Genomic DNA, 19,188 nt, shown 5'->3' with positions numbered 1-19,188 from the left:
CTTATTTATACTCCTTCACATAGTTGATTAATCCGCCGGCCTTGGCGATATCCTGGATGAAGCCCGGCAGAGGCGGCGCCTGGAAGACGTCTCCCGTCGTCTTATCGACGATTTTCCCCGTGGACAAGTCGACGGACAATACGTCGCCGGCCTTGATTTTTTCCACGTCGTCGCCGATTTCCAGTACGGGCAGGCCGACGTTGATGGCGTTGCGGTAGAAAATGCGGGCGAAGCTGGCGGCGATGACGACGGGCACGCCGGAGGCCTTAATGGCGATGGGCGCGTGTTCCCGCGACGAGCCGCAGCCGAAGTTGTGGCCGCCGACCATGATATCCCCTTCCCGGACATTATCTGCAAAGGATTCGTCAATGTCCACCATGCAGTGCGACGCCAATTCCTTCGGGTCAAAGCTGTTCAAATACCGGGCCGGGATGATGACGTCCGTATCTATGTTGTCGCCGTAGCGCCAAACCTTTCCTTCTAAACTCATGTTACTGAACCTCCTTCGGTGCGGCTATCTTGCCGAGAATTGCGCTGGCAGCGGCGACCTGCGGCCCTGCCAGATATACTTCGCTGTCGACGTGGCCCATGCGGCCGCGGAAATTGCGGTTCGTCGTGGACACGCATTTTTCGCCGGCGGCGAGGATGCCCATGTAGCCGCCCAGGCAGGGGCCGCACGTCGGCGTAGACACGGCGCAGCCCGCCGTAATGAAGGTTTCGATATAGCCGGCCTTCATGGCGTCCATGTAGACCTGCTGGCTGCCGGGGATGACGATGCAGCGGACGCGGGGATGAACCTTGCGTCCCTTCAGGATCGACGCGGCGATTTCCAAATCTTCCAGACGGCCGTTCGTGCAGGAGCCGATGACGACCTGATCGATAGCGATGTCGCCGAAGGTCCCGATGACCTTCGTATTGCCCGGCAGATGCGGGAAGGCTACGACAGGCTTCAGTTCGGACAGGTTGATGTCGACGATCCGGCAGTATTCGGCGTCTTCATCGGCTGTGACGACGTCGTATTCGTAGTTGATGCGGCCTTTTTCGTAGGCTATCGTCTGTTCGTCGACGGGGAAAATCCCGTTCTTCGCACCGGCTTCAATAGCCATGTTGGCAATGGTCAGGCGGTCGGTCATGGTGAGGGCCGCCACACCTTCGCCGGTGAATTCCAGCGATTTGTACAGCGCGCCGTCGACGCCGATCATGCCGATGAGGGTCAGCATGACGTCCTTGCCCGTAATATCATCGGGCTTTTGTCCCGTCAGATGGACGTTGATGGCTTCGGGCACCTTGAACCACGCTTCGCCCGTCGCCATGGCCACGCCCAAGTCGGTCGAGCCGACGCCGGTGGCAAAGCCGCCTAATGCGCCGTACGTACAGGTATGGGAGTCAGCGCCTATGGTCAGCATGCCCGGCCCTACGATGCCCTGTTCGGGCAAGAGGACGTGCTCGATGCCGACGCGGCCCACTTCAAAGTAATGGGTAATTTCGTGTTCCCTGGCAAAATCGCGGACGATTTTCGCTAAACCTGCCGATTTAATGTCCTTGTTCGGCGTAAAGTGGTCCGGTACCAAGGCGATTTTATCCTTGTCGAAAACGGGCCGGCCGATTTTATTGAATTCGGCGATGGCCGGCGGCGCCGTAATGTCGTTGGCCAGTACCATATCTAACTTGCACGTAATCAAATCTCCTGCTTTGACAGAAGGAAGGCCGGCGTGCTTTGCCAGTATCTTCTGCGTCATCGTCATTCCCATGTGAGTCTATTCCTCCTCTGATATCAATATATTGGGCGCGCCGTCGCCGGCGCACCCCTGCGTTGTCGGTTTAGTGTTGTCCTGCAATGGCCTTGAATTCGCTGACTGCCGCCGGGTCGGACGTCAGGTGGCGGAAGCGGACGCGCTGGGCCATGCCCTCCATGCGGTTGATCGCCGTGATGAAGGCGAAAATCGAAGCGGTCATCGTATCCGTATCGACGCCGGCGCCCCAGGTTGTACGGCCTTGCTTGTCTGTCAGGCCGAAGTAGGCGATGCCGCGCGAGTCGGAGCCGCGGTCCAAATCGTGTTCGCTGTACACGAGGTTGTCGATTTCGATGCCGTAGGCTTCGCAGATGGCGTTGCTGATGGCGTTGAGCTGGCCGTTGCCCCGTCCTTCCAGGATGACCTCTTCTTCGTCGGCCTTGACTAAAATCTTGCCGATCCACTGGCCGCCGAATTTCTGTACGAAGAAGTTTTCTACCTTCAAGGGCCAGCCTACGTTCAAGTAATTCTGCTCGAATACGTCATAGATTTCAGCTGGCTTGAGCTCCTGATGCTTGTGATCCGATACGCTCTTGACGAAGTAGCTGAAATCTTCGCGCATCTTCTTGGGCATGTCGATGCCGTAGTTCTGCTCCATGATGAAGCCTACGCCGCCCTTGCCGGACTGGCTGTTGATGCGGATGACGTCGGAGTCGTAGGTACGGCCCACGTCGTGGGGATCGATGTACAGGTACGGACAGGTCCAGTACTGCTCGTTTCCTTCTTCTCGGAAATGCATGCCCTTGGCGATGGCGTCCTGATGGGAGCCGGAGAAGGCGGCGAAGACCAGCTGGCCTGCGTAGGGCTGCCTGGGATGGACATGCATGCGCGTCACTCGTTCGTACGTGTCGACGAGCTTAGGCATGTTGGAAAAATCCAGCTGCGGGTCGACGCCCAAGGCGAACATGTTCATGGCGACAGTGACGATATCGACGTTGCCCGTCCGTTCGCCGTTACCGAACAATGTCCCTTCGACGCGGTCCGCCCCGGCCAGGAGGGCCATTTCCGCGTCGGCTACGCCCGTGCCTCGGTCGTTATGCGGATGGACGGACAAGACGACGTTGTCGCGGTATTTTAGGTTCTGCGACATGTAGGCAATCTGGGCGGCGAAAACGTGCGGCATGGACATCTGCACCGTCGACGGCAGGTTGATGATGGCCTTGCGGTCGGCCGTGGGCTTCCATACGTCCAGAACGGCGTTGCATACCTCCAGGGCGTATTCCGGCTCGGTGCCGGTGAAGCTTTCCGGCGAATATTCGAAACGGTAGTCGGCCCCGGCTTCGTCTGTCAGGCGCTGAAGCAATTTTGCGCCGTCGACGGCAATCTGCTTGATTTCTTCCTTGGACATGCGGAAGACCTGCTGCCGCTGGGCGAAGGACGTCGAGTTGTAGACGTGGACGATGGCGTTTTTGACGCCCTGCAGGGCCTCGAAGGTCTTGCGGATAATGTGCTCCCGGGCCTGGGTCAGTACCTGGACGGTCACGTCGTCAGGAATCATGTCGTGCTCGACGAGGTAGCGCAGGAATTCGTATTCCGTCTCCGACGCTGCCGGGAAGCCTACTTCGATTTCCTTAAAGCCCATGGCTACGAGGGTCTTGTAAAATTCGATTTTTTCATCAAGGCTCATAGGAATGATGAGGGCCTGGTTACCGTCGCGCAAATCGACGCTACACCATACGGGGGCCTTGTCGGGGCAATCCTTGTATGCCCACGACATATCGACGACAGGGGGCATGTAATACCCTTTTTTGTAATGTTCTACGTTTCTCATACTTCCATCTCTCCTTGATCATGAAATACATACGGCAAATATAACATAATCAAAATAAAAAAAAATCTTCCGCCTCGTTAAGAGACGAAAGATATCCTTACGCGTTACCACTCTCATTCATGCCCAAAGGCATGCTCTCTATAGGTACGGACATATCGTCGATACCCTCCTGTTTGTTAACGGCCAGGCCCCGGCTCCACCTACTGTCGTTTCAGCGAGCTGCTTAGAGACGAGTTCACTTCCATTCCGTTGCTGCTTCTCACCACCCAGCAGCTCTCTGCAAACTTTCTGGAACCTACTATTTCTCTTCAACGCATTTTTATTTTGACTTGTTGATGTGTATATTATCACATGAAAAACGTCTTGGCAAGGGAATTTCTTAAATTTTACAAAAAATTATTAAGTTAAACCTTTTACTGTCGCCAGTATATTAGGAAATATACCGTAAAAATAACGGTTTCAGCAAAAAGCGAATCTGTCTCTTGTATTTTCCGGCAAAACGTGGTAGACTAGTAAAGTATTCGCCGAGAGCCATACATGCGCCTATAGCTCAGGGGATAGAGCACCGGTCTCCGGAACCGGGTGCGTAGGTTCGAATCCTACTAGGCGCACCACCTATGAAGCAGCCGTAAAGGCTGCTTTTTGTATATCCCGCCATTTAAAAGGAGGTTATCGTCATGTCTCAATTACCGGGCCTGCACCTGCGCGAGTCCCATCCGCAGCTTTGCCTCACCCTGCGCGGCGAAACGATCGAAGAGCTCAGCGACGCCGTCCGCGCCTTGTCGGAATATCCGGCTGACGTCATCGAATTCAACGCCGCAACCTTTAACGGCGTCAGCAATTTCTCCCAAATCGGCAACGCCCTGCTCCTCATCACCAGTCCGCTCCGCGACCAGCGGGTCGTCTTTTCCTGCCCCATGGCCGAGCTGCCGGAATATTACCAGACCCAGGACGACTACTACGACATCTTATTTTTCGCCATCCGCACGGGCCTCATCGACGCCGTGGAAATCGAATCGACGCTGGACATAGACAAGATCGACGAGCTGGCCGACGAAGCGACGGAAGCCGACATCATGCCTATCCTCACCATCCGCTGCGACGGCCCCTTCTCAGAATCGGATTTTGCCGACAAGCTGTTCTCCGCCGTATCGGAAGATATTTTCGCCTACCACATCATCTGCTCTCCCCAGTCGGACGAAGAGCTGGCGGAAATCATGGAATGCCTGCACAGCTGCGAAGCCGTCCATGAGGACACGCAGTTCATCATCGAAACGAGAGGCTCCTACGGGAAAGAAGCCCTCAAAAACGGCAACACCTTCTCGTCGCCTATCCTCTACGCCGCGCCGGAAGAAACGGAAGACAAACTGTCCGTCGCCGAACTGCACGGCGTTCTTCAAGCAAAATGACATAGATATAAATAAAAGCGCCTCGCCGCAGCATATCGGAGCTGCCGACAGGGCGCTTTTTTCATGAGGTTATATCGTTTCAAAGAGGGACTGGTTTTTGCGGCCCCGGCGGTGGTATATGCCGATGCGGCGGGCCAGCATCATGTCCGCATCCAAGGGAATGCCGAACTGCTTGCCCAGCACTTCCCAGACCTGCTGAGGCTTGATAGCCCCTTCGTCAGTCTGCAGGATACCGACGCGCAGGGTCAGCGTTTCACCGTCGGTCTTTCCGGAAAGAGGCTCGACGACGTGATGCTTCACGTTGATGAGGCGCACCTTGCGCGCATCCTTAGGCGACACCTTTTCGTACATGACGTCGGAGGCATCGTTGAAGGCCTGCAGCGCCTTCTGAAGGGCGTCGTCGCCGTATCCGGCCTGTACGGGGCCGGTCAGGCGATACACGGCGTAATTGGCCATCGCCATGAGCTTAGGCGCTCTGGCGTCGACGTATTTGCCGCCCAGGACGACAAAGCCGTCCGGCGACTGAGCGTTCATCTGCTCGACGACGTCTTTTACAGGCAGGCGCTCGCGCAGCTCCATGTCCAGATACTCTTCGTCGGCCCTTACGCCGACGCCGAGAGCCGAGGCGAAGCTCAGCTTCATATGGGGATTAAAGCCTTCGGAATAGGCTATAGGCAGGCGAGCCCTGATAATGACGTAGCGGACGGCCCGGGCAAAATCCAGGTGGGACAAAAATTGCAGAGCCCCGTCCTTTTTAACAGCTAAACGCAGTCTTTCCACGGCCGGCACCTTCCTTTCTATCGATGATTTCTACGCCTAAATTCGGGCATACGCCGCATCCCGTGCAGCTCAGATGACGGCAGTCGTGAGTCAGCTCTCCGCCGACGGCCTTCTGCCATTCCCGCTGGAGGAAGGCCTTGGACGCGCCGTTGCTCAGGTGGTCCCACGGCAGGGGCTCGTTCACATCGCGCTGGCGGGCGGCGAAGTAATCAGGATCGACGCCGGCTTTGGCAAAGGCTTCCATCCACTTGTCGTAGTCGAACAGCTCCGTCCAGCCGTCGAATTTACAGCCCAGCTTCCACGCTTCGTAGAGCACCTGACCCATGCGGCGGTCGCCGCGGGCGAAGGTCGCTTCCAAATAGCCCGTCTTGGCGTCGTGGTAGTGGTACGAAATGTGCTTGTCCCGAATAAGGCTCTTCAAATAGGCCTGCTTGCGCTGAATTTCTTCAACGGGAAGCTGTCCGAACCATTGGAAGGCCGTGTGGGACTTGGGTACGAAGCTCGACACGGACACAGTGACCCTGCCGTTGTTCTTCTTTGTCACCGTGCGGTACAGATTCAGCACCTTATAAGCCAGGTCGGCAATACCGGCCAAATCTTCGTCCGTCTCTGTCGGCAAGCCCATCATGAAATATAGTTTGACGGTAGACCAGCCGTTTTGGAAGGCGTTTTCACAGGCCTTCAGGAGATTTTCTTCCGTCACGCCCTTGTTGATGACGTCGCGGAGGCGCTGCGTCCCCGCTTCGGGCGCGAAGGTCAGGCCGCTCTTGCGGACCTGCTGGACTTTCTTGGCAATATCGACGGAAAAGCTGTCGACGCGCAGCGACGGCAGGCTGACGCTGACCTTCTGATCCTTAAACTCATCCAGCAGCATGTCGACCAGCTCGGGCAGACAGGAATAGTCGGCTGAGCTGAGGCTCATGAGGGAGATTTCGTCATAGCCGGAATTGGCGACGATTTCCTTCGCCAGCTGTACGAGGCGCTGCGGCGATTTTTCCCGGACGGGACGGTACAGCATGCCGGCCTGGCAGAACCGGCATCCCCGGCTGCAGCCGCGGAACAGTTCGAGGACGGCCCGGTTGTGGACGATGTCGATATTCGGCACGAGGGGCTTCGTCGGGAAAAAGGCGTGCTCCATGTCGGCGACGACGCATTTTTCAATGTGTTCCTTCGCTTCTGCCTCCGTCGGCACGAGCCCCAGGAAATTCCCCTGCTCGTCATACTGGGCGTCGTAAAAGGCCGGCACATAGTTTCCCTGCTGCTGGGCCAGCTGCTTCAGCAGCCCCTTCTTGCCGCCGGGCTTGCCCTGCTCCTTCCAGGCGATGATCGTATCGGCCGTCAGCTGCGTCGACTCTTCCGATTCGCCGAGGAAGAAAACGTCGACGTAATCGGCCAACGGCTCGGCATTGTAGGCACAGGGGCCGCCGGCAGCGACGAGGGGCATATCCTCTCCCCTGTCCTTGGAAAAAAGGGGAATACCGGCCAGATCCAGCATATTCAGGATATTGGTAAAGCTCATTTCATACTGGAGGGTGAAGCCGACCATGTCGAAATCGGCGACGGGCGTCTTCGTTTCCAGGGAAAAGAGGGGATAGCCCTTCTGGCGCATGACCTCTTCCATGTCGGGCCACGGCGCGTAGACGCGCTCGGCCGCCACGTCGTCCCGCTCGTTGAGCAGGGCGTAGAGAATGCGCAGACCTAAATGACTCATGGCTACTTCATATACGTCGGGAAAACAATAGGCAACGGTCAGCTTTACGTCGTCGTGGCTCTTGACGACGCTGTTCCATTCGCCGCCGACATAGCGGGCCGGCTTGCTGACCTTGCTGAGCAAAATCGGATCTATCGAAACAGTACGGGACACTGAATTTCCTCCTAATCGCTAAAAAATCATAGTCTGCTGGCGCATGTACACGCTGAGCAAAATACCCAGGCCTACCATATTGGTCGTCAGGGCGCTGACGCCGTAGCTCATAAAGGGCAGCGGAATCCCCGTGACCGGCATGATGCCGCAGGTCATGCCGACGTTGACCAGAATCTGGAAGGTCCACATGGAAATGACGCCTGTAGCCAAAAGCATGCCGAAGGGGTCCTTGCACTCCTTGGCGATCATGAGGCCGCGGTAAATAAGGACGAAATACAAAAACAGCAGAAATACGCAGCCTAAAAAGCCCAGCTCTTCGCCGATAACGGAAAAGATGAAGTCCGTATGGTTTTCCGGCAGGAAGTTCAGCTGGCTCTGGGAGCCCTGAAACAGGCCCTTGCCAAAAAGCATGCCCGAGCCGATGGCAATTTTAGACTGGATGATATGATAGCCCGCGCCGAAGGGGTCGGCGTTGGGGTCCAAAAATACGGTAATGCGGGCCTTCTGGTAATCCTTCAGGAAGTGCCAGCCAATAGGCGCCAGGATGACGCCGACGGCGGCGATATTGCGCAGCAGGGACAGCTTGATGCGCGATACAAATACCATGCCCAGGCCGATAGCTAAAAAGACGAGGCTCGTCCCCAAGTCGGGCTGCTTCAATACGAGCAGGAAGGGGATGCCGATGAATAAGCCGACAGGCAGGACGCTGCGGAACGTATTGAGCTGGCCGACCCGTTCCGACAGCAGGGCCGCCGTGCAGACGATCATGATGATCTTGGCAAATTCCGACGGCTGCACCGTAATCGGCCCGATCTGAATCCACCGCTGGGCCCCTAAGGCCGACGTGCCGACAAACATAACGGCCAGCAGCATGAGCAGGTTGACGACGTACAAGGGCTTGGCGAAGCGCTTGAGCCGCGTGTAATCGTAGTGGCAGAAAAACAGGACCAGGGCCAAATTGATGATAAACCCTATGCCCTGACGGATGACGAAATCGTAATTGATAATGCCTTTGTTAATGTGCGTGGCGCTGCCGATAATGCATAAGCTGACGCCTATGATAAGGAAGCTTATGACGAGCAGCACTTTATCTAAATTTTTCCATTCTCGTTTCAACATATATAGGAACTCCTATCGGCGATAATGTCGCCAAGCTGCAGACTGGTCGCGCCGCCGCCGCAGGGACAGGCCCTTGGGCCGGCGAGGCATATCCTCGTCTGCCGCGTCTTCTTCTGGTTCTTCTTCAGGCTCGGCCGCCGTGCCGTTCAGAATAGCCGCCGCTTTCTGCAGCTCCGCTACGGCCAGAGCCTTCATGCAGCCGAGAGATTCTTTTTCTTCCTCGTCAGCAACGGGCAAGCTTTCTTTTTCCTCTGCGCCGGCTCCTTCCACCGTCGGCAGCAGGGCCGTCAGGCTGCCGATGTCCGGAGCCGCTCCCCCTTCGACGTAAGCCGCCGTCTGAGCCAGGGCCTTCATAAAGGGAGTCTCCGCCGCGTGCAGGAGGCAGCCCTCGTGGGCAGCCAGGTGTACCGCTGGGTCGTGAGGCAGAATGCCGGCGACGGTTTCGGGATTTAAAATCTGCAGCATATCCTGCACCGGCACATAGCCGGGTACGCCGCTGTAGAAATTATTGAACAGCACGTCGTAATTGAAGCGCTTGCGCTTGTTGCAGAACTGCATGACCCGGGCGGCGTCGCGCATAGACGACCACGTCGGCTCGACGACGAAGAAAATGCGGTCGGCAATGGCCGTGGCGTCCTTGTAGGCCCGCCCCCGCCCCGGCGGACAGTCGATGAGGGTATAGTCGTAGTCTTTAGATAAGGTTTCGACGATATAATGGTACGTCGGCGCGTCGATTTTTTCCCACGTATGCTTCTGGCTGGCCGCTAAAAAGTCCAGCTTGCCGGCAACAGTCATGACGGCTTCGCCGGCGCGGCAGCGTCCCTTGATGACGTCGCCTATATCGTACAGGACGTCGTCCTGCATGCCAAACATGAGATCTAAGTTGCGCAGGCCCATATCGGCGTCGACGGCCAGTACGGAATGGCCGCGGCGCTGCAGGGCGATAGCCAGGGAGGCCGTGACCAGCGTCTTGCCGACGCCGCCCTTACCCGAGGCGATAGCTATGATGGTTGACATGAGAACGACTCCTTTCTGTACAATACGAAATTACAAATCCTATTCTGCCGGCTCGGCGTCCTGGGCCGCCGCTCCGTCGGCGCCTGCCTTCTGGTCCTTCTCTTCGTCCTTCGGCATGCCGGCGGCGTATTTGCCGACGTGGAAAAATTCTTCCAGCATTTCCTTAACAATCGGCGCGGACGCGCTGGAACCGTACCCGCCCTGTTCAACGAGAACAGCGATGACGATGCGCGGATGGTCGAAGGGCGCGTAGGCCACGAACCAGCCGTGGTCCTGGCCGCTGTAGTTTTCGGCCGTGCCGGTCTTGCCGGCGACCTGGATGGGGAAATCGGCGAAGATATATCCCGCCGTCCCCTCTTCCGTAACGTTGCGCATGCCTTCGCGGATCAAATCCAGCGTCGACCGGGAAATGGACAGGGTGCCGATTTGCTCCGGCGCAAAAATCTTATAGGGCGTGCCGTCGAGGTTGTCGATGCGGCTGACCAAAAAGGGACGGTACTGGATGCCGCCGTTGGCCACTTCGCTGACGATCAGGGCCGCCTGAAGAGGCGTGACGAGCTGAAAGCCCTGGCCGATAGCCGAGTTGAACGTATCGCCCAGATACCAGTCTTCGTCAAAGGTATCCATCTTGTATTTCTCGCTGGCAATGAGGCCCGATGATTCGCCGCGCAGGTCGATGCCCGTCTTCTTGCCCATGCCGAACATGGCCGCGTATTCCGCCAGCTTGTCGATGCCGACGCGCCGGCCCATTTCATAGAAATATACGTTGTCCGACTTGGACAAAGCTTCAGTAAAGTTAATCCAGCCCAGGGCTTCGCCGCCGGCGTTGCGCATGTCTACGAGCCAGTGGCGGCCGCTGTCGAAGATCAATTCGTCAGGCGTAACCTTTTTCAATTCCAAGGCGGCGGCGCCGGTAATAATCTTAAAGGGCGAGCCCGGCGGATATTCGCCGGCAATGGCCCGGTTTTCCATGGGGTGATAGGGATTGTCGTTGATCTGAGACCATTCGGCTTCCGTAATCCCCCGGGTAAACCAGTTCGGATTATACGACGGGCGGCTGGCCATAGCCAGCACGGCTCCCGTATTGGGGTCTAAGGCGACCATAGCGATGCCCGCCGTGCCGATGCCGTTGGCAATCTGGGCATCCATAGCCTTTTCTGCCGCCTGCTGCAGGTTCAGGTCGATAGTCAAATGAATATTGTGGCCGGCTACGGGATTCTTTCGTTCCATTTCCTTGACCGGGCTGCCCGTAGCGTCGACTTCGACCTGCCGGCCGCCGTCCTTGCCGCGGAGCAGGTCGTCATAGTACGCTTCCAGGCCGGCCCGGCCGATCTGGGTGATATTGGACACGCCCTCCTGCCCTTCGAGACGCTTCTGGTCATCCTCGTCTATCTGTCCGACGTAGCCGAAAATCTGAGCGGCCATTTCGTTGTACGGATAGTAGCGGATAGGCTGGACGTCGATGGAAATCCCCGGCAGCTCGTTGCGCCGTTCTTCAATTTTAGTGACGATATCCTGAGTCAGGTCGTTGGCCAAAACCGTCGGGATATAGGAGCTCTTTACTTTTTCTATTTTTTCCCGCAGCTTGGCTTCCGGGATATTCAGCAGCTGCGACAATTCGCTCAGCTCCGCGTCGGACATGCCGTCCTTCGTCGGCACGTAGGTCACCATGAAGCTGGGCCGCGAGCCGACGAGAATCTGGCCGTTGCGGTCGTACATGACGCCGCGCATGGCCGCGATGGGGACAGCCCGCAGCCGGTTCCCTTCGGCCAGGGAGTGGTAATACTCCCCTTCTACGAGCTGCAAATAGGCCAGCCGGCAGACCAGTATGGCGAAGATAGCGATGATAATCCAATACAAATACCGGAAGCGGCCGTCATCGCTCTTTTTTTTCATTAACGCTTCAAGCATCTGCGCGTTCCTCCATCTACCAACGATATCCCATGTGGCCGTAGTACAACTCGTCGCGGCGCAGCCGCCAAACGACGCGGTCTACCGGCAGGGCCAGTATGCCGTGGTATGCCAGCATGGGAATACTGAATTCAAACAAATAGGACGCCCCGTTGATGAACTGGCCGGAAATAAACAGGACGGCGCAGGTCAGAATCAGGCAGCACTCCGTCGCGCCCAGGACGATGAGCTCCGTCAGTATCCACTGGTCCTTGTCGATGCCGCGGCCTATGTAGCTGCAGGCAAAGGCGATGACGAGATACGGCAGCAGGTGGACGCCCAGGAAATTGCCGATTACCACATCCTGGCAGACGCCGCCTATCAGAGCCGTAACGACACCGACGCGCTGGCCGTGATGAAGGGCCATGAGGACGACGAAAAGAAATACGAGGTTCGGCTGGGTAATGCCGTCGCATATAAAGGGCAGGACGGAGCTTTGCAGGATGAATACGATGAACGCCGTCATAAGGCAACTCAGCTTTTTCATAAGGCTGCCGCTCCTTTGATTCCTTCTACTTTATCGCGGTTCGTCTGGGGAACGAGCTTCGGCGCGACGCCGGGCTTGTCGTACGAACCGGTATCAGACGATTTCAAGATGACGAATACTTCTTCCAGCTTGGAGAAGTCGACGCTGGGACGGATGACGGCGTATTTGACGAAATCGTTGTCGTTCTGGTGAATCGACACGATAGTACCGACGTACAATCCCTTGGGATAAATGGAACCGAAGCCCGACGTGACGAGGGTATCGCCCTCCAGAATATCCGCGTCTTTGGCGATGTTGACGAACTGCGGTTCTGACGGCACGTTGCCGTTGCCGCGGACGACGGACGATACGCGCGATTCCGGCCGCTGTACGATAGCGCCGATGCTGGTGCGCGGGTCCGTCAGGAGCTGGACGCGGGCCGAATGGGGATAGGCCTCGCTGATGAAGCCGACAACGCCGCTCGGCGTAATGACGGGCATGTCCTTGGCTACGCCTTCGTTCGTGCCGGCGTCGATGATCATCGTGTTGCTCCACGTGCCGTAATCGCGGGAAATGACGACTGCGGCAGCCAGCTGGTATTGGCCGTGGGACGCGCGGAAGTCGAGGAGCTGGCGCAGGCGGTCGTTTTCGGCCACCAGTTCGTCGTAGTCGACGGTGCGGCTCTTGAGCTCGGCGTTTTCCCGTTCCAGCGCTTCCCATTCAATGCGGTTCTTTAAACTAATATCGACGATGTGAAAAGCCGACGCCAACGAATTCATGATACGGCTCGCCCCGTATTCAAAGGGAGCCGCCGCCATCTGCAGCGGCTTGGCTACGAAGGGCAGCGATTCGCGCTGCCGCCAGGCCCAGCCGACGACGGCGATGAGGACAAAGAGAATCAGCACGATGACGACGCTTTTTTTACCTAACGAAAACAATTTTAAAATCTCCTCCTATAAATGCGCTGCGCTCCTTCAATGACCGGGGCCAGCTTTTCCCGTTCCGCCACGGCGACGCCGATGCCCCGGACGACGGCCAGATCCGGCTCGGCGGCCAGGACGACGGGCACGCCCAGTTCCTGAGAAAAGAGCTGTTCCATGCCCTTGAGCTTGGCGCCGCCGCCGGTCAGCACGACGCCGTGCTCCATAATATCGGCCGACAGCTCCGGCGGCGTTTCCTGAAGGGCCGACCGCACTAAGTCGAGTATTTTCATGAGGGGCCGTCCGATGACCTGATAGAGCTCGCTGGCCTGAACGGCGCATTCCTTCAGCAGTCCGTCGTCGAGGCCCCGGCCCGTGAAGTAATAGCCCCGGTCTTCCAGGGGCAATACGGCCGAGCCGTTGGTAATCTTCATCTCTTCGATAGTCATGTCGTCGGTAACGATATCGTATTGGCCGCGCAGATAGTCCTTAATCGCTTCATTGAAATCGAGGCTACCCAGGTGAATAGACTTGGACACGACGATGCCGCCCAAGGAAAGGATAGCCACATTCGTCGTGCCGCCGCCGATGTTAACGACCATGTTGCCTACGGGATCGTATACGGGCATGTTGACGCCCATGGCCGCGGCAACGGCCGTGTCGACGAGGTAGGCTTCCTTGGCTCCGGCCTGATAGACGGCTTCCATGACGGCCCTCTTTTCGACGTTGGACGCCGCAGCCGGCACGCCGACCATGATGCGCAGGCGCTGGACGCTGCGGACGCATTTGCTGAGGATATAGCCCAGCATCGTCCGCGTCACGCCGTAGTCGGCGACGACGCCGTTCAGCAGGGGCCGATGGATCTTCACCGTTTCCGGCGACTTCGACAGCATGCTTTCCGCCCCGTTGCCGATGGCTACGAGCTTGCGGTTCCGCTCGTCCGTCGCCACGATGGAAGGCTCGGAAAAGACGACGCCCCGCCCTTCTACGTAGACCTGGGTCGTGCACGTTCCCAAGTCAATACCTATATTTTTAGTTAATGGAGAAAAAATCGAAGCCATGCCAAAACCCTTTCCTATACTATGTAATCATCTTCATATTTTAGCACACCAAGGCGATTTTCGCACTATATTTTCATCAAAATCACCGACGGCTGCGCAGGCTAAAACAAAGGCGGCGTCGAAAGCCTTCCCTCTGCCGGGTCCGGTTTCAGCGCCGCGCCGCGTCTTATTCTTCCGTATCTTCTTTTAAGTACGTCCAGCCTTCTTGCTGGTAGATTTTCTGTTCCTTCATGAGATGGCCCAGGGCCCGCTTGAACGCAGCCTTGCTCAGGCCGAACTTCGTCTTGATGACCGCCGGCGCCGTCTTGTCGCCATAGGGCATCTTCCCCTTTCGCTGCTTGAGGAAGGCCAGGATTTTTTCGCTGTCCGGGTTGATGGCGTTTTCCTTGGTCTGGCGCAGGGAAATGTTGATGCGGCCGTCTTCGCGCAGGTACGTGATGCGTCCCTTGACCATCTGGCCGATGAGGATGGGGCCGCTGAATTCGCTGCGGTGCAGAAAGGCAATCCACCGTTCCCGCGTCATGAGGTAGGCTCCCTGGTCGGTCATGTTGTAGACCGCCCCTTCGACCCAGTCGCCGACCTTGGCGTCCGTCGCCGCCCTGGAGGCCCGGCGCATTTCGTCTTCTACTTCCATGGATACGGCCAGGCGATGGGACTTGTCTTCATACAGCTTAACCCATACGTATTCCCCTTCCTTGGGGCGTCCCTTCATTTCGGCAAAGGGCATGAAGATGCCCCGCTCCGTACCGACGTCGACGAAGGCGCCGAAGCGCGTCGTGTTGATGACCGGCGCATAGCCGATCTGGCCGACCTTGATTTTCGGCAGGCGCATACTGGCCGTCAGGCGGCCCGACGGGTCATGATACAAGAAGACCGTAACCTTGTCGCCGACATGGACCTCTTCGGTCTGCTGATTTTTATGGAGCAGTATGTCGTCGTTCGTATTGCCCGTGCCGCCGTTTAAAAATACGCCCATGTCGCTGGCGCGCAATACTTCCAGCGTGGCGATGCTGTTTTCCTGCAGTACCTGCATCTTACTCACCTTCGAACGGAATCCGTTCGGCGTCGCACCACAAGTTTTCCAAATCATAGTAGCTGCGGTCCTGTTCGACAAATACGTGAGCCACGACTTCGCCGGCGTCGATGAGTATCCACTTACCTTCTCGGTAGCCTTCGACGTGGCGCACGTCGTAGCCGTGCTTTTCCATTTCTTCTTCAATGTTGTCGGCAATGCTCTGGGCCTGCTTGTTGTTGCGGGCGCTGCAGATGACGAAGTAATCGGCCATCATGGACGACTGTTCCATGTCGAGGATGACGATGTTCCAGCTCTTTTTGTCGCTGGCAGCCTGGGCCGCAATTTCATAGCTTTTCAGTTCTCTTTCTTCTTTCGTTGTCTTTATAGTAATTGGCATTCTGTGTTCTCCTTCTCTGACTCTGCCTTACGGCGTGTTGCTGGGCGGTTCGGGCGCCGGCGCGATGGCGTTGTTCGTCGCGCCGATGATCTTCTGCCCTTCTACGGGGTCGTAGCTCCACAGCGTCTTGCCGCCTGTCGCCCCGTCGTTGGTATTTTCGCCGGGCAAAATATAAAAATGAATGTCTTCAGCCGGCACGTGGCGGAAGCTGAAGGCCAGGGCCGCTATATCCTTCGCGGAAATATTCGAATCTACATTGTTCCAGAAGCGGTATAAAAACAGCATGTTGGAAATGCCGAAGCGCTGCTGCCGGTCGGCGTAAAACAGCTTGACCAGCCGTTCCTGCCGCTGGGTCCGCGACAGGTAGCCGTCTTCGTCGATGTAGCGCATGTAGCCCGCCGCTTCCTGCCCGGTCAGGGTCTGATACCCCTGGAACAGGTTGATATCCGTCGTGCCCGTTTCGTCGGCGTGGTACATGTTTTCTTCCACATACATGGGCAGTCCGCCGCTCATATCGATCATCTTCACGAAGGTATCTTCAGAAAATTCGACATAAAAAGGAACGGGAATGTGAAACATGTCTTCCACGACGGCCTGAACGAGGGTCCGACCGCCTTCAGTATACACGTCCTGAAGCTCCTGAATCCCCTTTTCCTTGCGGCCTTCAATCTTCGTATTGTCCGGCAGCATGATGAAATCGATATGCTTCTTTTCCTTATTGACCGCCGCCAGTCCGACGAAGTTGACCTGCTGCGGCGTGTTGCCGTCGCGGCCGATGACCAGTACGTACAGTGGCGTATCGGGGCTGATCTGCTCAAAGGAGCCTGACGCGCCGTTCTGTACGGCGTCGAGGCGGTTCTGAAACTGCTCGGCCCGGGACGTCTGGTAGTGCCGCCACGCCGTCACGGACAAGAACAGGACGGCCGCAACGGCGACGATGCCCGCCAGCAGGTGCAGCAGCTTTTTGCGCCGCTCCCGTTCGCCCGGCATGGCATGCTTTTTCTTCGGACGGTGAAACCATTTCTTCTTATCCATGATGGGTCCGATCCTTCTTCATCGACAAAATATGGGCATTCCGATTGGTCACCGTGCCGACGTAAATCGTCTTGCCCTGCTCTAATAGATGAAATATGGTCGAATCGTAGCCGGCCAGCACGGCTTTATCCAGGTCTTCCGCAGCCAGGCGGCGCAGCTTGTCCACGCCGTCGAAATCGCGGTTGACCTCGATATAATCGGCCATAAAAATAATTTTTTCCAAGAGGCTCATATGCTCGGCCCCTGTCGTATGATGGGCCAGGGACGCCAGGAGGTCGGCGTCGTCAATGCCGTACTGCTCCCGGGCTATGGTCACGGCGGCGTAGCCGTGAAGCAGGCTGCCGATAGAGACGATCGTATCGGGCAAGGTGCTGCCGAAGCTCCGCCAGGCCAGCTTCTGCATAGCCGGCAGGTCCATCTGCTTGGCCGCGTCGTGCAGCAGGCCGGCGACCTCGGCCTGATCGGCATCGCCGCCGTACTTCTCGGCCAGCTGGCGCGCCGCCTGGGCTACGCCCAGCACGTGCTGGTACCGGTGCGGGCTCAGCGTCTCTTTTAAATGTTCTTTAATGGTTGTCTTGAGTTCTTCGCTGTACATTGATATACTCCATGTTTTTCGATATATTCTATAACGACTTTGGGCATCATGTATCGGACGGACAGTCCGCTGCGTATACGGTGCCGCAGTTCAGTCGAAGAGATTTGCATAGTCGGTACGGTCAGCTTTAAAATGTGCTTTCCCAGCTCGCCGAAATGCTCGACGACCTGGCCGATGGACTGCGTGCCGTCAGGCCGCGTCGCGCCGACAAACTGGCACAGCGAGAGGATTTCCTCCGGCTTGTACCACTGCGGCAGATCCTGTATCGTATCGGTTCCCGATATAAAATACAAAATATACGACGGGCCGTAAAATTCCTTTAAAAAGCGCAGCGTATCGACGGTGTACGACCGTCCCTTGCGGCGTATTTCCAAATCGCTGACGGCAAAATAGGGATTGTCGGCCGTCGCCAGCCTGGTCATGGCCAGGCGCTGCTCCGCCGTCGCGCCGTCTATATTTTTATTGGGCGTTATGTACGAAGGGATGAATAGCACCCTGTCGAGATGAAAGGTCTGCCGCGCTTCTTCGGCGATCATCAGGTGTCCCAGGTGAATAGGATTAAAAGTTCCCCCCATGATCCCCAGCCTAGTGATTTCCATGGTACAGATAAATTCCTCCCCACACCAGCGCCAGCGTCAGGCCGTATAACAACAGCCAGATGGCGTAGTGCTTGTATTCATAGCGAGTCTTCGGCGCTGACAGGTACTGCCGCAGCGTCCGCATGTAGGCCTGCACGACGCGCTTCATTACCGGATCTGGCCCTGACCGCGGACGACGTATTTATAGGATACGAGGGCTTCCAGCCCCATGGGGCCGCGGACGTGCAGCTTCTGCGTGCTGATGCCGATTTCCGCGCCGAAGCCGAATTCAAAGCCGTCGGTAAACCGCGTCGATGCGTTGACGTACACTGCTGCCGAATCGACGCTGCGCAGAAAGGCTTCGGCCGTTTCCGGATTGTCCGTTACGATGGCTTCGGAGTGATGCGTGCTGTAGCGGCGGATGTGCTCTAGCGCTTCTTCTAAGGACGACACGGTCCGGATAGACATGACGAGGGCGTTGTATTCCGTTTCCCAGTCGGCTTCCTCTGCGGCAAGGACGGCGCTGTCGACGCTGCGCGCTAGGTCGTCGCCGCGCATTTCGACGCAGTCCTGCTTCATGACCGGCACGAGCTTCTTCATCAGCGGGGCCAATACGCTTTCATGAACCAGCAGCGTTTCCATGGCGTTGCACGTCGACGGCCGGGACACCTTGGCGTTTTCGATGATGCGGACGGCCATGTCCAGGTCGGCGTCCTTGTCGACGTAGACGTGGCAGACGCCGCTTCCCGTTTCGACGCAGGGCACCGTCGCCGTTTCGACGACCATGCGGATGAGGCCGGCGCCGCCGCGGGGAATGGCCAGGTCGATGTACTGGCGCAGGGTCAGCAGCTCCTTCACCAGAGCCCGGTCCGTATTTTCCAGCAGACCTACGATGTCGGGATTGAGGCCCGCCGCTTTGAGAGCCTCCTTAATGACGGCAACTAAAGCCGTATTGGAATGAATGGCCTCGCTGCCGCCGCGGAGGACGCAGGCGTTGCCCGACTTGACGCACAGGGCAGCAGCGTCGACGGTGACGTTGGGCCGCGATTCGTAAATGATGGCGATGACGCCCAAGGGCACAGTCACCTTGCAGATATGCAGCCCGTTGGGCCGGTCCCATTCTTCAAGGCAGCGGCCGACCGGGTCGGAAAGCTCGATGACCTGGCGCACGCCGGCAGCCATATCGTGAATCCGCTGTTCTGTCAGCTTCAAACGATCCAGCATGGCTTCGCTCAGGCCGTTGTTCCGTGCCGCGGCAATATCCAGGTGATTGGCTTCGATAATGCGGGCCGACTGCCGTTCCAGCTCGTCGGCTAAATACGCCAATGCTTTGTTTTTCGTATCCGTACCAACTAAGGCCAGCTCCTGGGCCCCCATTTTAGCCGCTCTGGCTTTGACTACTACTTCTGATTCCATAA

19 protein-coding genes, 1 tRNA gene and 1 other annotated feature are annotated in these 19,188 nt (G+C 57.3%); of the genes, 2 read left to right on the top strand and 18 right to left on the bottom strand.

The features are described 5' to 3' along the window. Position 1 precedes the first annotated feature (1 nt). From DKB62_RS11720 to DKB62_RS11710, 3 genes are all read right to left on the bottom strand, one after another. The gene (locus DKB62_RS11720) at positions 2–490 is read right to left on the bottom strand and encodes a 3-isopropylmalate dehydratase small subunit (RefSeq protein ID WP_107195252.1); all 489 of its coding nucleotides are present in this window, start codon (positions 488–490) and stop codon (positions 2–4) included. A 1-nt stretch (position 491) separates the two neighbouring features. Then, a complete protein-coding gene (gene leuC / locus DKB62_RS11715) occupies positions 492–1,751 on the bottom strand; it encodes a 3-isopropylmalate dehydratase large subunit (RefSeq protein ID WP_107195253.1) in 1,260 nt (419 codons plus the stop codon). Positions 1,752–1,821: 70 nt separating this feature from the next. Further along, positions 1,822–3,564, bottom strand: a complete 1,743-nt coding sequence (locus DKB62_RS11710) for a 2-isopropylmalate synthase (protein ID WP_107195254.1) — start codon at positions 3,562–3,564, stop codon at positions 1,822–1,824. Positions 3,565–3,641: 77 nt separating this feature from the next. Further along, positions 3,642–3,885: a binding site (T-box leader), on the bottom strand. Positions 3,886–4,103: 218 nt separating this feature from the next. Here DKB62_RS11710 and DKB62_RS11705 point away from each other — a divergent pair. Then, a tRNA-Arg gene (locus DKB62_RS11705) sits at positions 4,104–4,178 on the top strand. Positions 4,179–4,241: 63 nt separating this feature from the next. Further along, positions 4,242–4,973: a type I 3-dehydroquinate dehydratase gene (locus DKB62_RS11700; RefSeq protein ID WP_107195255.1), complete on the top strand. Its 732-nt coding sequence runs from the start codon at positions 4,242–4,244 to the stop codon at positions 4,971–4,973. 69 nt (positions 4,974–5,042) lie between these two features. Here the strand turns inward: DKB62_RS11700 and DKB62_RS11695 are convergent, their stop codons facing one another. The 15 genes from DKB62_RS11695 to DKB62_RS11630 form a co-directional block, all read right to left on the bottom strand. Continuing rightward, positions 5,043–5,753 (bottom strand): TIGR03936 family radical SAM-associated protein, encoded by a 711-nt coding sequence (locus DKB62_RS11695; protein ID WP_107195256.1) that lies wholly within the window; start codon positions 5,751–5,753, stop codon positions 5,043–5,045. Then, the gene (locus DKB62_RS11690; RefSeq protein WP_107195257.1) at positions 5,728–7,617 is read right to left on the bottom strand and encodes a TIGR03960 family B12-binding radical SAM protein; all 1,890 of its coding nucleotides are present in this window, start codon (positions 7,615–7,617) and stop codon (positions 5,728–5,730) included. Before DKB62_RS11690 ends, DKB62_RS11695 begins: the two co-directional genes overlap by 26 nt. 18 nt (positions 7,618–7,635) lie before the next feature. After that, positions 7,636–8,736, bottom strand: coding sequence for a rod shape-determining protein RodA (gene rodA / locus DKB62_RS11685; protein ID WP_107195258.1), 1,101 nt, complete (start codon positions 8,734–8,736; stop codon positions 7,636–7,638). Positions 8,737–8,748: 12 nt separating this feature from the next. Beyond that, positions 8,749–9,753: an AAA family ATPase gene (locus tag DKB62_RS11680; RefSeq protein WP_107195259.1), complete on the bottom strand. Its 1,005-nt coding sequence runs from the start codon at positions 9,751–9,753 to the stop codon at positions 8,749–8,751. A gap of 39 nt (positions 9,754–9,792) precedes the next feature. After that, positions 9,793–11,664, bottom strand: coding sequence for a penicillin-binding protein 2 (gene mrdA / locus DKB62_RS11675; RefSeq protein ID WP_107195260.1), 1,872 nt, complete (start codon positions 11,662–11,664; stop codon positions 9,793–9,795). Between the two features lie 16 nt (positions 11,665–11,680). Continuing rightward, positions 11,681–12,190 carry a rod shape-determining protein MreD gene (gene mreD, locus DKB62_RS11670; RefSeq protein ID WP_107195261.1) on the bottom strand — a complete coding sequence of 170 codons (510 nt, stop codon included), beginning with the start codon at positions 12,188–12,190 and terminating at the stop codon, positions 11,681–11,683. Further along, positions 12,187–13,107: a rod shape-determining protein MreC gene (mreC, locus tag DKB62_RS11665; RefSeq protein ID WP_107195262.1), complete on the bottom strand. Its 921-nt coding sequence runs from the start codon at positions 13,105–13,107 to the stop codon at positions 12,187–12,189. Before mreC ends, mreD begins: the two co-directional genes overlap by 4 nt. Before the next feature lie 2 nt (positions 13,108–13,109). Further along, positions 13,110–14,150, bottom strand: coding sequence for a rod shape-determining protein (mreB, locus tag DKB62_RS11660; RefSeq protein ID WP_107195263.1), 1,041 nt, complete (start codon positions 14,148–14,150; stop codon positions 13,110–13,112). Positions 14,151–14,316: 166 nt separating this feature from the next. Continuing rightward, entirely contained in the window at positions 14,317–15,183 is an 867-nt protein-coding gene (locus tag DKB62_RS11655) for a CvfB family protein (RefSeq protein WP_087477496.1), read from the bottom strand. A gap of 1 nt (position 15,184) precedes the next feature. Next, complete coding sequence (rsfS, locus tag DKB62_RS11650; protein WP_087477497.1) at positions 15,185–15,562, bottom strand: ribosome silencing factor; 378 nt, start codon at positions 15,560–15,562, stop codon at positions 15,185–15,187. 27 nt (positions 15,563–15,589) lie between these two features. Next, positions 15,590–16,597, bottom strand: coding sequence for an LCP family glycopolymer transferase (locus DKB62_RS11645; RefSeq protein ID WP_232818722.1), 1,008 nt, complete (start codon positions 16,595–16,597; stop codon positions 15,590–15,592). Continuing rightward, the gene (gene yqeK / locus DKB62_RS11640) at positions 16,590–17,192 is read right to left on the bottom strand and encodes a bis(5'-nucleosyl)-tetraphosphatase (symmetrical) YqeK (protein ID WP_107195264.1); all 603 of its coding nucleotides are present in this window, start codon (positions 17,190–17,192) and stop codon (positions 16,590–16,592) included. Before yqeK ends, DKB62_RS11645 begins: the two co-directional genes overlap by 8 nt. Then, on the bottom strand, positions 17,150–17,791 hold the full coding sequence (nadD, locus tag DKB62_RS11635) for a nicotinate-nucleotide adenylyltransferase (protein ID WP_095629675.1): 642 nt from the start codon (positions 17,789–17,791) through the stop codon (positions 17,150–17,152). The genes yqeK and nadD overlap by 43 nt, the downstream gene beginning before the upstream one ends. Continuing rightward, positions 17,778–17,939 (bottom strand): hypothetical protein, encoded by a 162-nt coding sequence (locus DKB62_RS12640; protein WP_162860315.1) that lies wholly within the window; start codon positions 17,937–17,939, stop codon positions 17,778–17,780. The genes nadD and DKB62_RS12640 overlap by 14 nt, the downstream gene beginning before the upstream one ends. Continuing rightward, on the bottom strand, positions 17,939–19,186 hold the full coding sequence (locus tag DKB62_RS11630; RefSeq protein WP_107195265.1) for a glutamate-5-semialdehyde dehydrogenase: 1,248 nt from the start codon (positions 19,184–19,186) through the stop codon (positions 17,939–17,941). Before DKB62_RS11630 ends, DKB62_RS12640 begins: the two co-directional genes overlap by 1 nt. Positions 19,187–19,188 lie beyond the last annotated feature (2 nt).

The sequence above is a fragment of the Megasphaera stantonii genome, from assembly GCF_003367905.1.
Lineage (GTDB): Bacteria > Bacillota > Negativicutes > Veillonellales > Megasphaeraceae > Megasphaera > Megasphaera stantonii.
The sequence above is the reverse complement of the archived record's forward strand: the minus strand, read 5'-3'. Positions and strand labels throughout refer to the sequence as shown.

Bases quoted from the DNA above. Each gene is read 5' to 3' on its own strand.
- DKB62_RS11720 (WP_107195252.1), bottom strand. From the start codon at position 490: ATGAGTTTAGAAGGAAAGGTTTGGCGCTACGGCGACAACATAGATACG.
- leuC (WP_107195253.1), bottom strand. From the start codon at position 1,751: ATGGGAATGACGATGACGCAGAAGATACTGGCAAAGCACGCCGGCCTT.
- DKB62_RS11710 (WP_107195254.1), bottom strand. From the start codon at position 3,564: ATGAGAAACGTAGAACATTACAAAAAAGGGTATTACATGCCCCCTGTC.
- DKB62_RS11700 (WP_107195255.1), top strand. From the start codon at position 4,242: ATGTCTCAATTACCGGGCCTGCACCTGCGCGAGTCCCATCCGCAGCTT.
- rodA (WP_107195258.1), bottom strand. From the start codon at position 8,736: ATGTTGAAACGAGAATGGAAAAATTTAGATAAAGTGCTGCTCGTCATA.
- DKB62_RS11680 (WP_107195259.1), bottom strand. From the start codon at position 9,753: ATGTCAACCATCATAGCTATCGCCTCGGGTAAGGGCGGCGTCGGCAAG.
- mrdA (WP_107195260.1), bottom strand. From the start codon at position 11,664: ATGCTTGAAGCGTTAATGAAAAAAAAGAGCGATGACGGCCGCTTCCGG.
- mreD (WP_107195261.1), bottom strand. From the start codon at position 12,190: ATGAAAAAGCTGAGTTGCCTTATGACGGCGTTCATCGTATTCATCCTG.
- mreB (WP_107195263.1), bottom strand. From the start codon at position 14,150: ATGGCTTCGATTTTTTCTCCATTAACTAAAAATATAGGTATTGACTTG.
- DKB62_RS11655 (WP_087477496.1), bottom strand. From the start codon at position 15,183: ATGCAGGTACTGCAGGAAAACAGCATCGCCACGCTGGAAGTATTGCGC.
- rsfS (WP_087477497.1), bottom strand. From the start codon at position 15,562: ATGCCAATTACTATAAAGACAACGAAAGAAGAAAGAGAACTGAAAAGC.
- DKB62_RS11645 (WP_232818722.1), bottom strand. From the start codon at position 16,597: ATGGATAAGAAGAAATGGTTTCACCGTCCGAAGAAAAAGCATGCCATG.
- yqeK (WP_107195264.1), bottom strand. From the start codon at position 17,192: ATGTACAGCGAAGAACTCAAGACAACCATTAAAGAACATTTAAAAGAG.
- nadD (WP_095629675.1), bottom strand. From the start codon at position 17,791: ATGGAAATCACTAGGCTGGGGATCATGGGGGGAACTTTTAATCCTATT.
- DKB62_RS12640 (WP_162860315.1), bottom strand. From the start codon at position 17,939: ATGAAGCGCGTCGTGCAGGCCTACATGCGGACGCTGCGGCAGTACCTG.
- DKB62_RS11630 (WP_107195265.1), bottom strand. From the start codon at position 19,186: ATGGAATCAGAAGTAGTAGTCAAAGCCAGAGCGGCTAAAATGGGGGCC.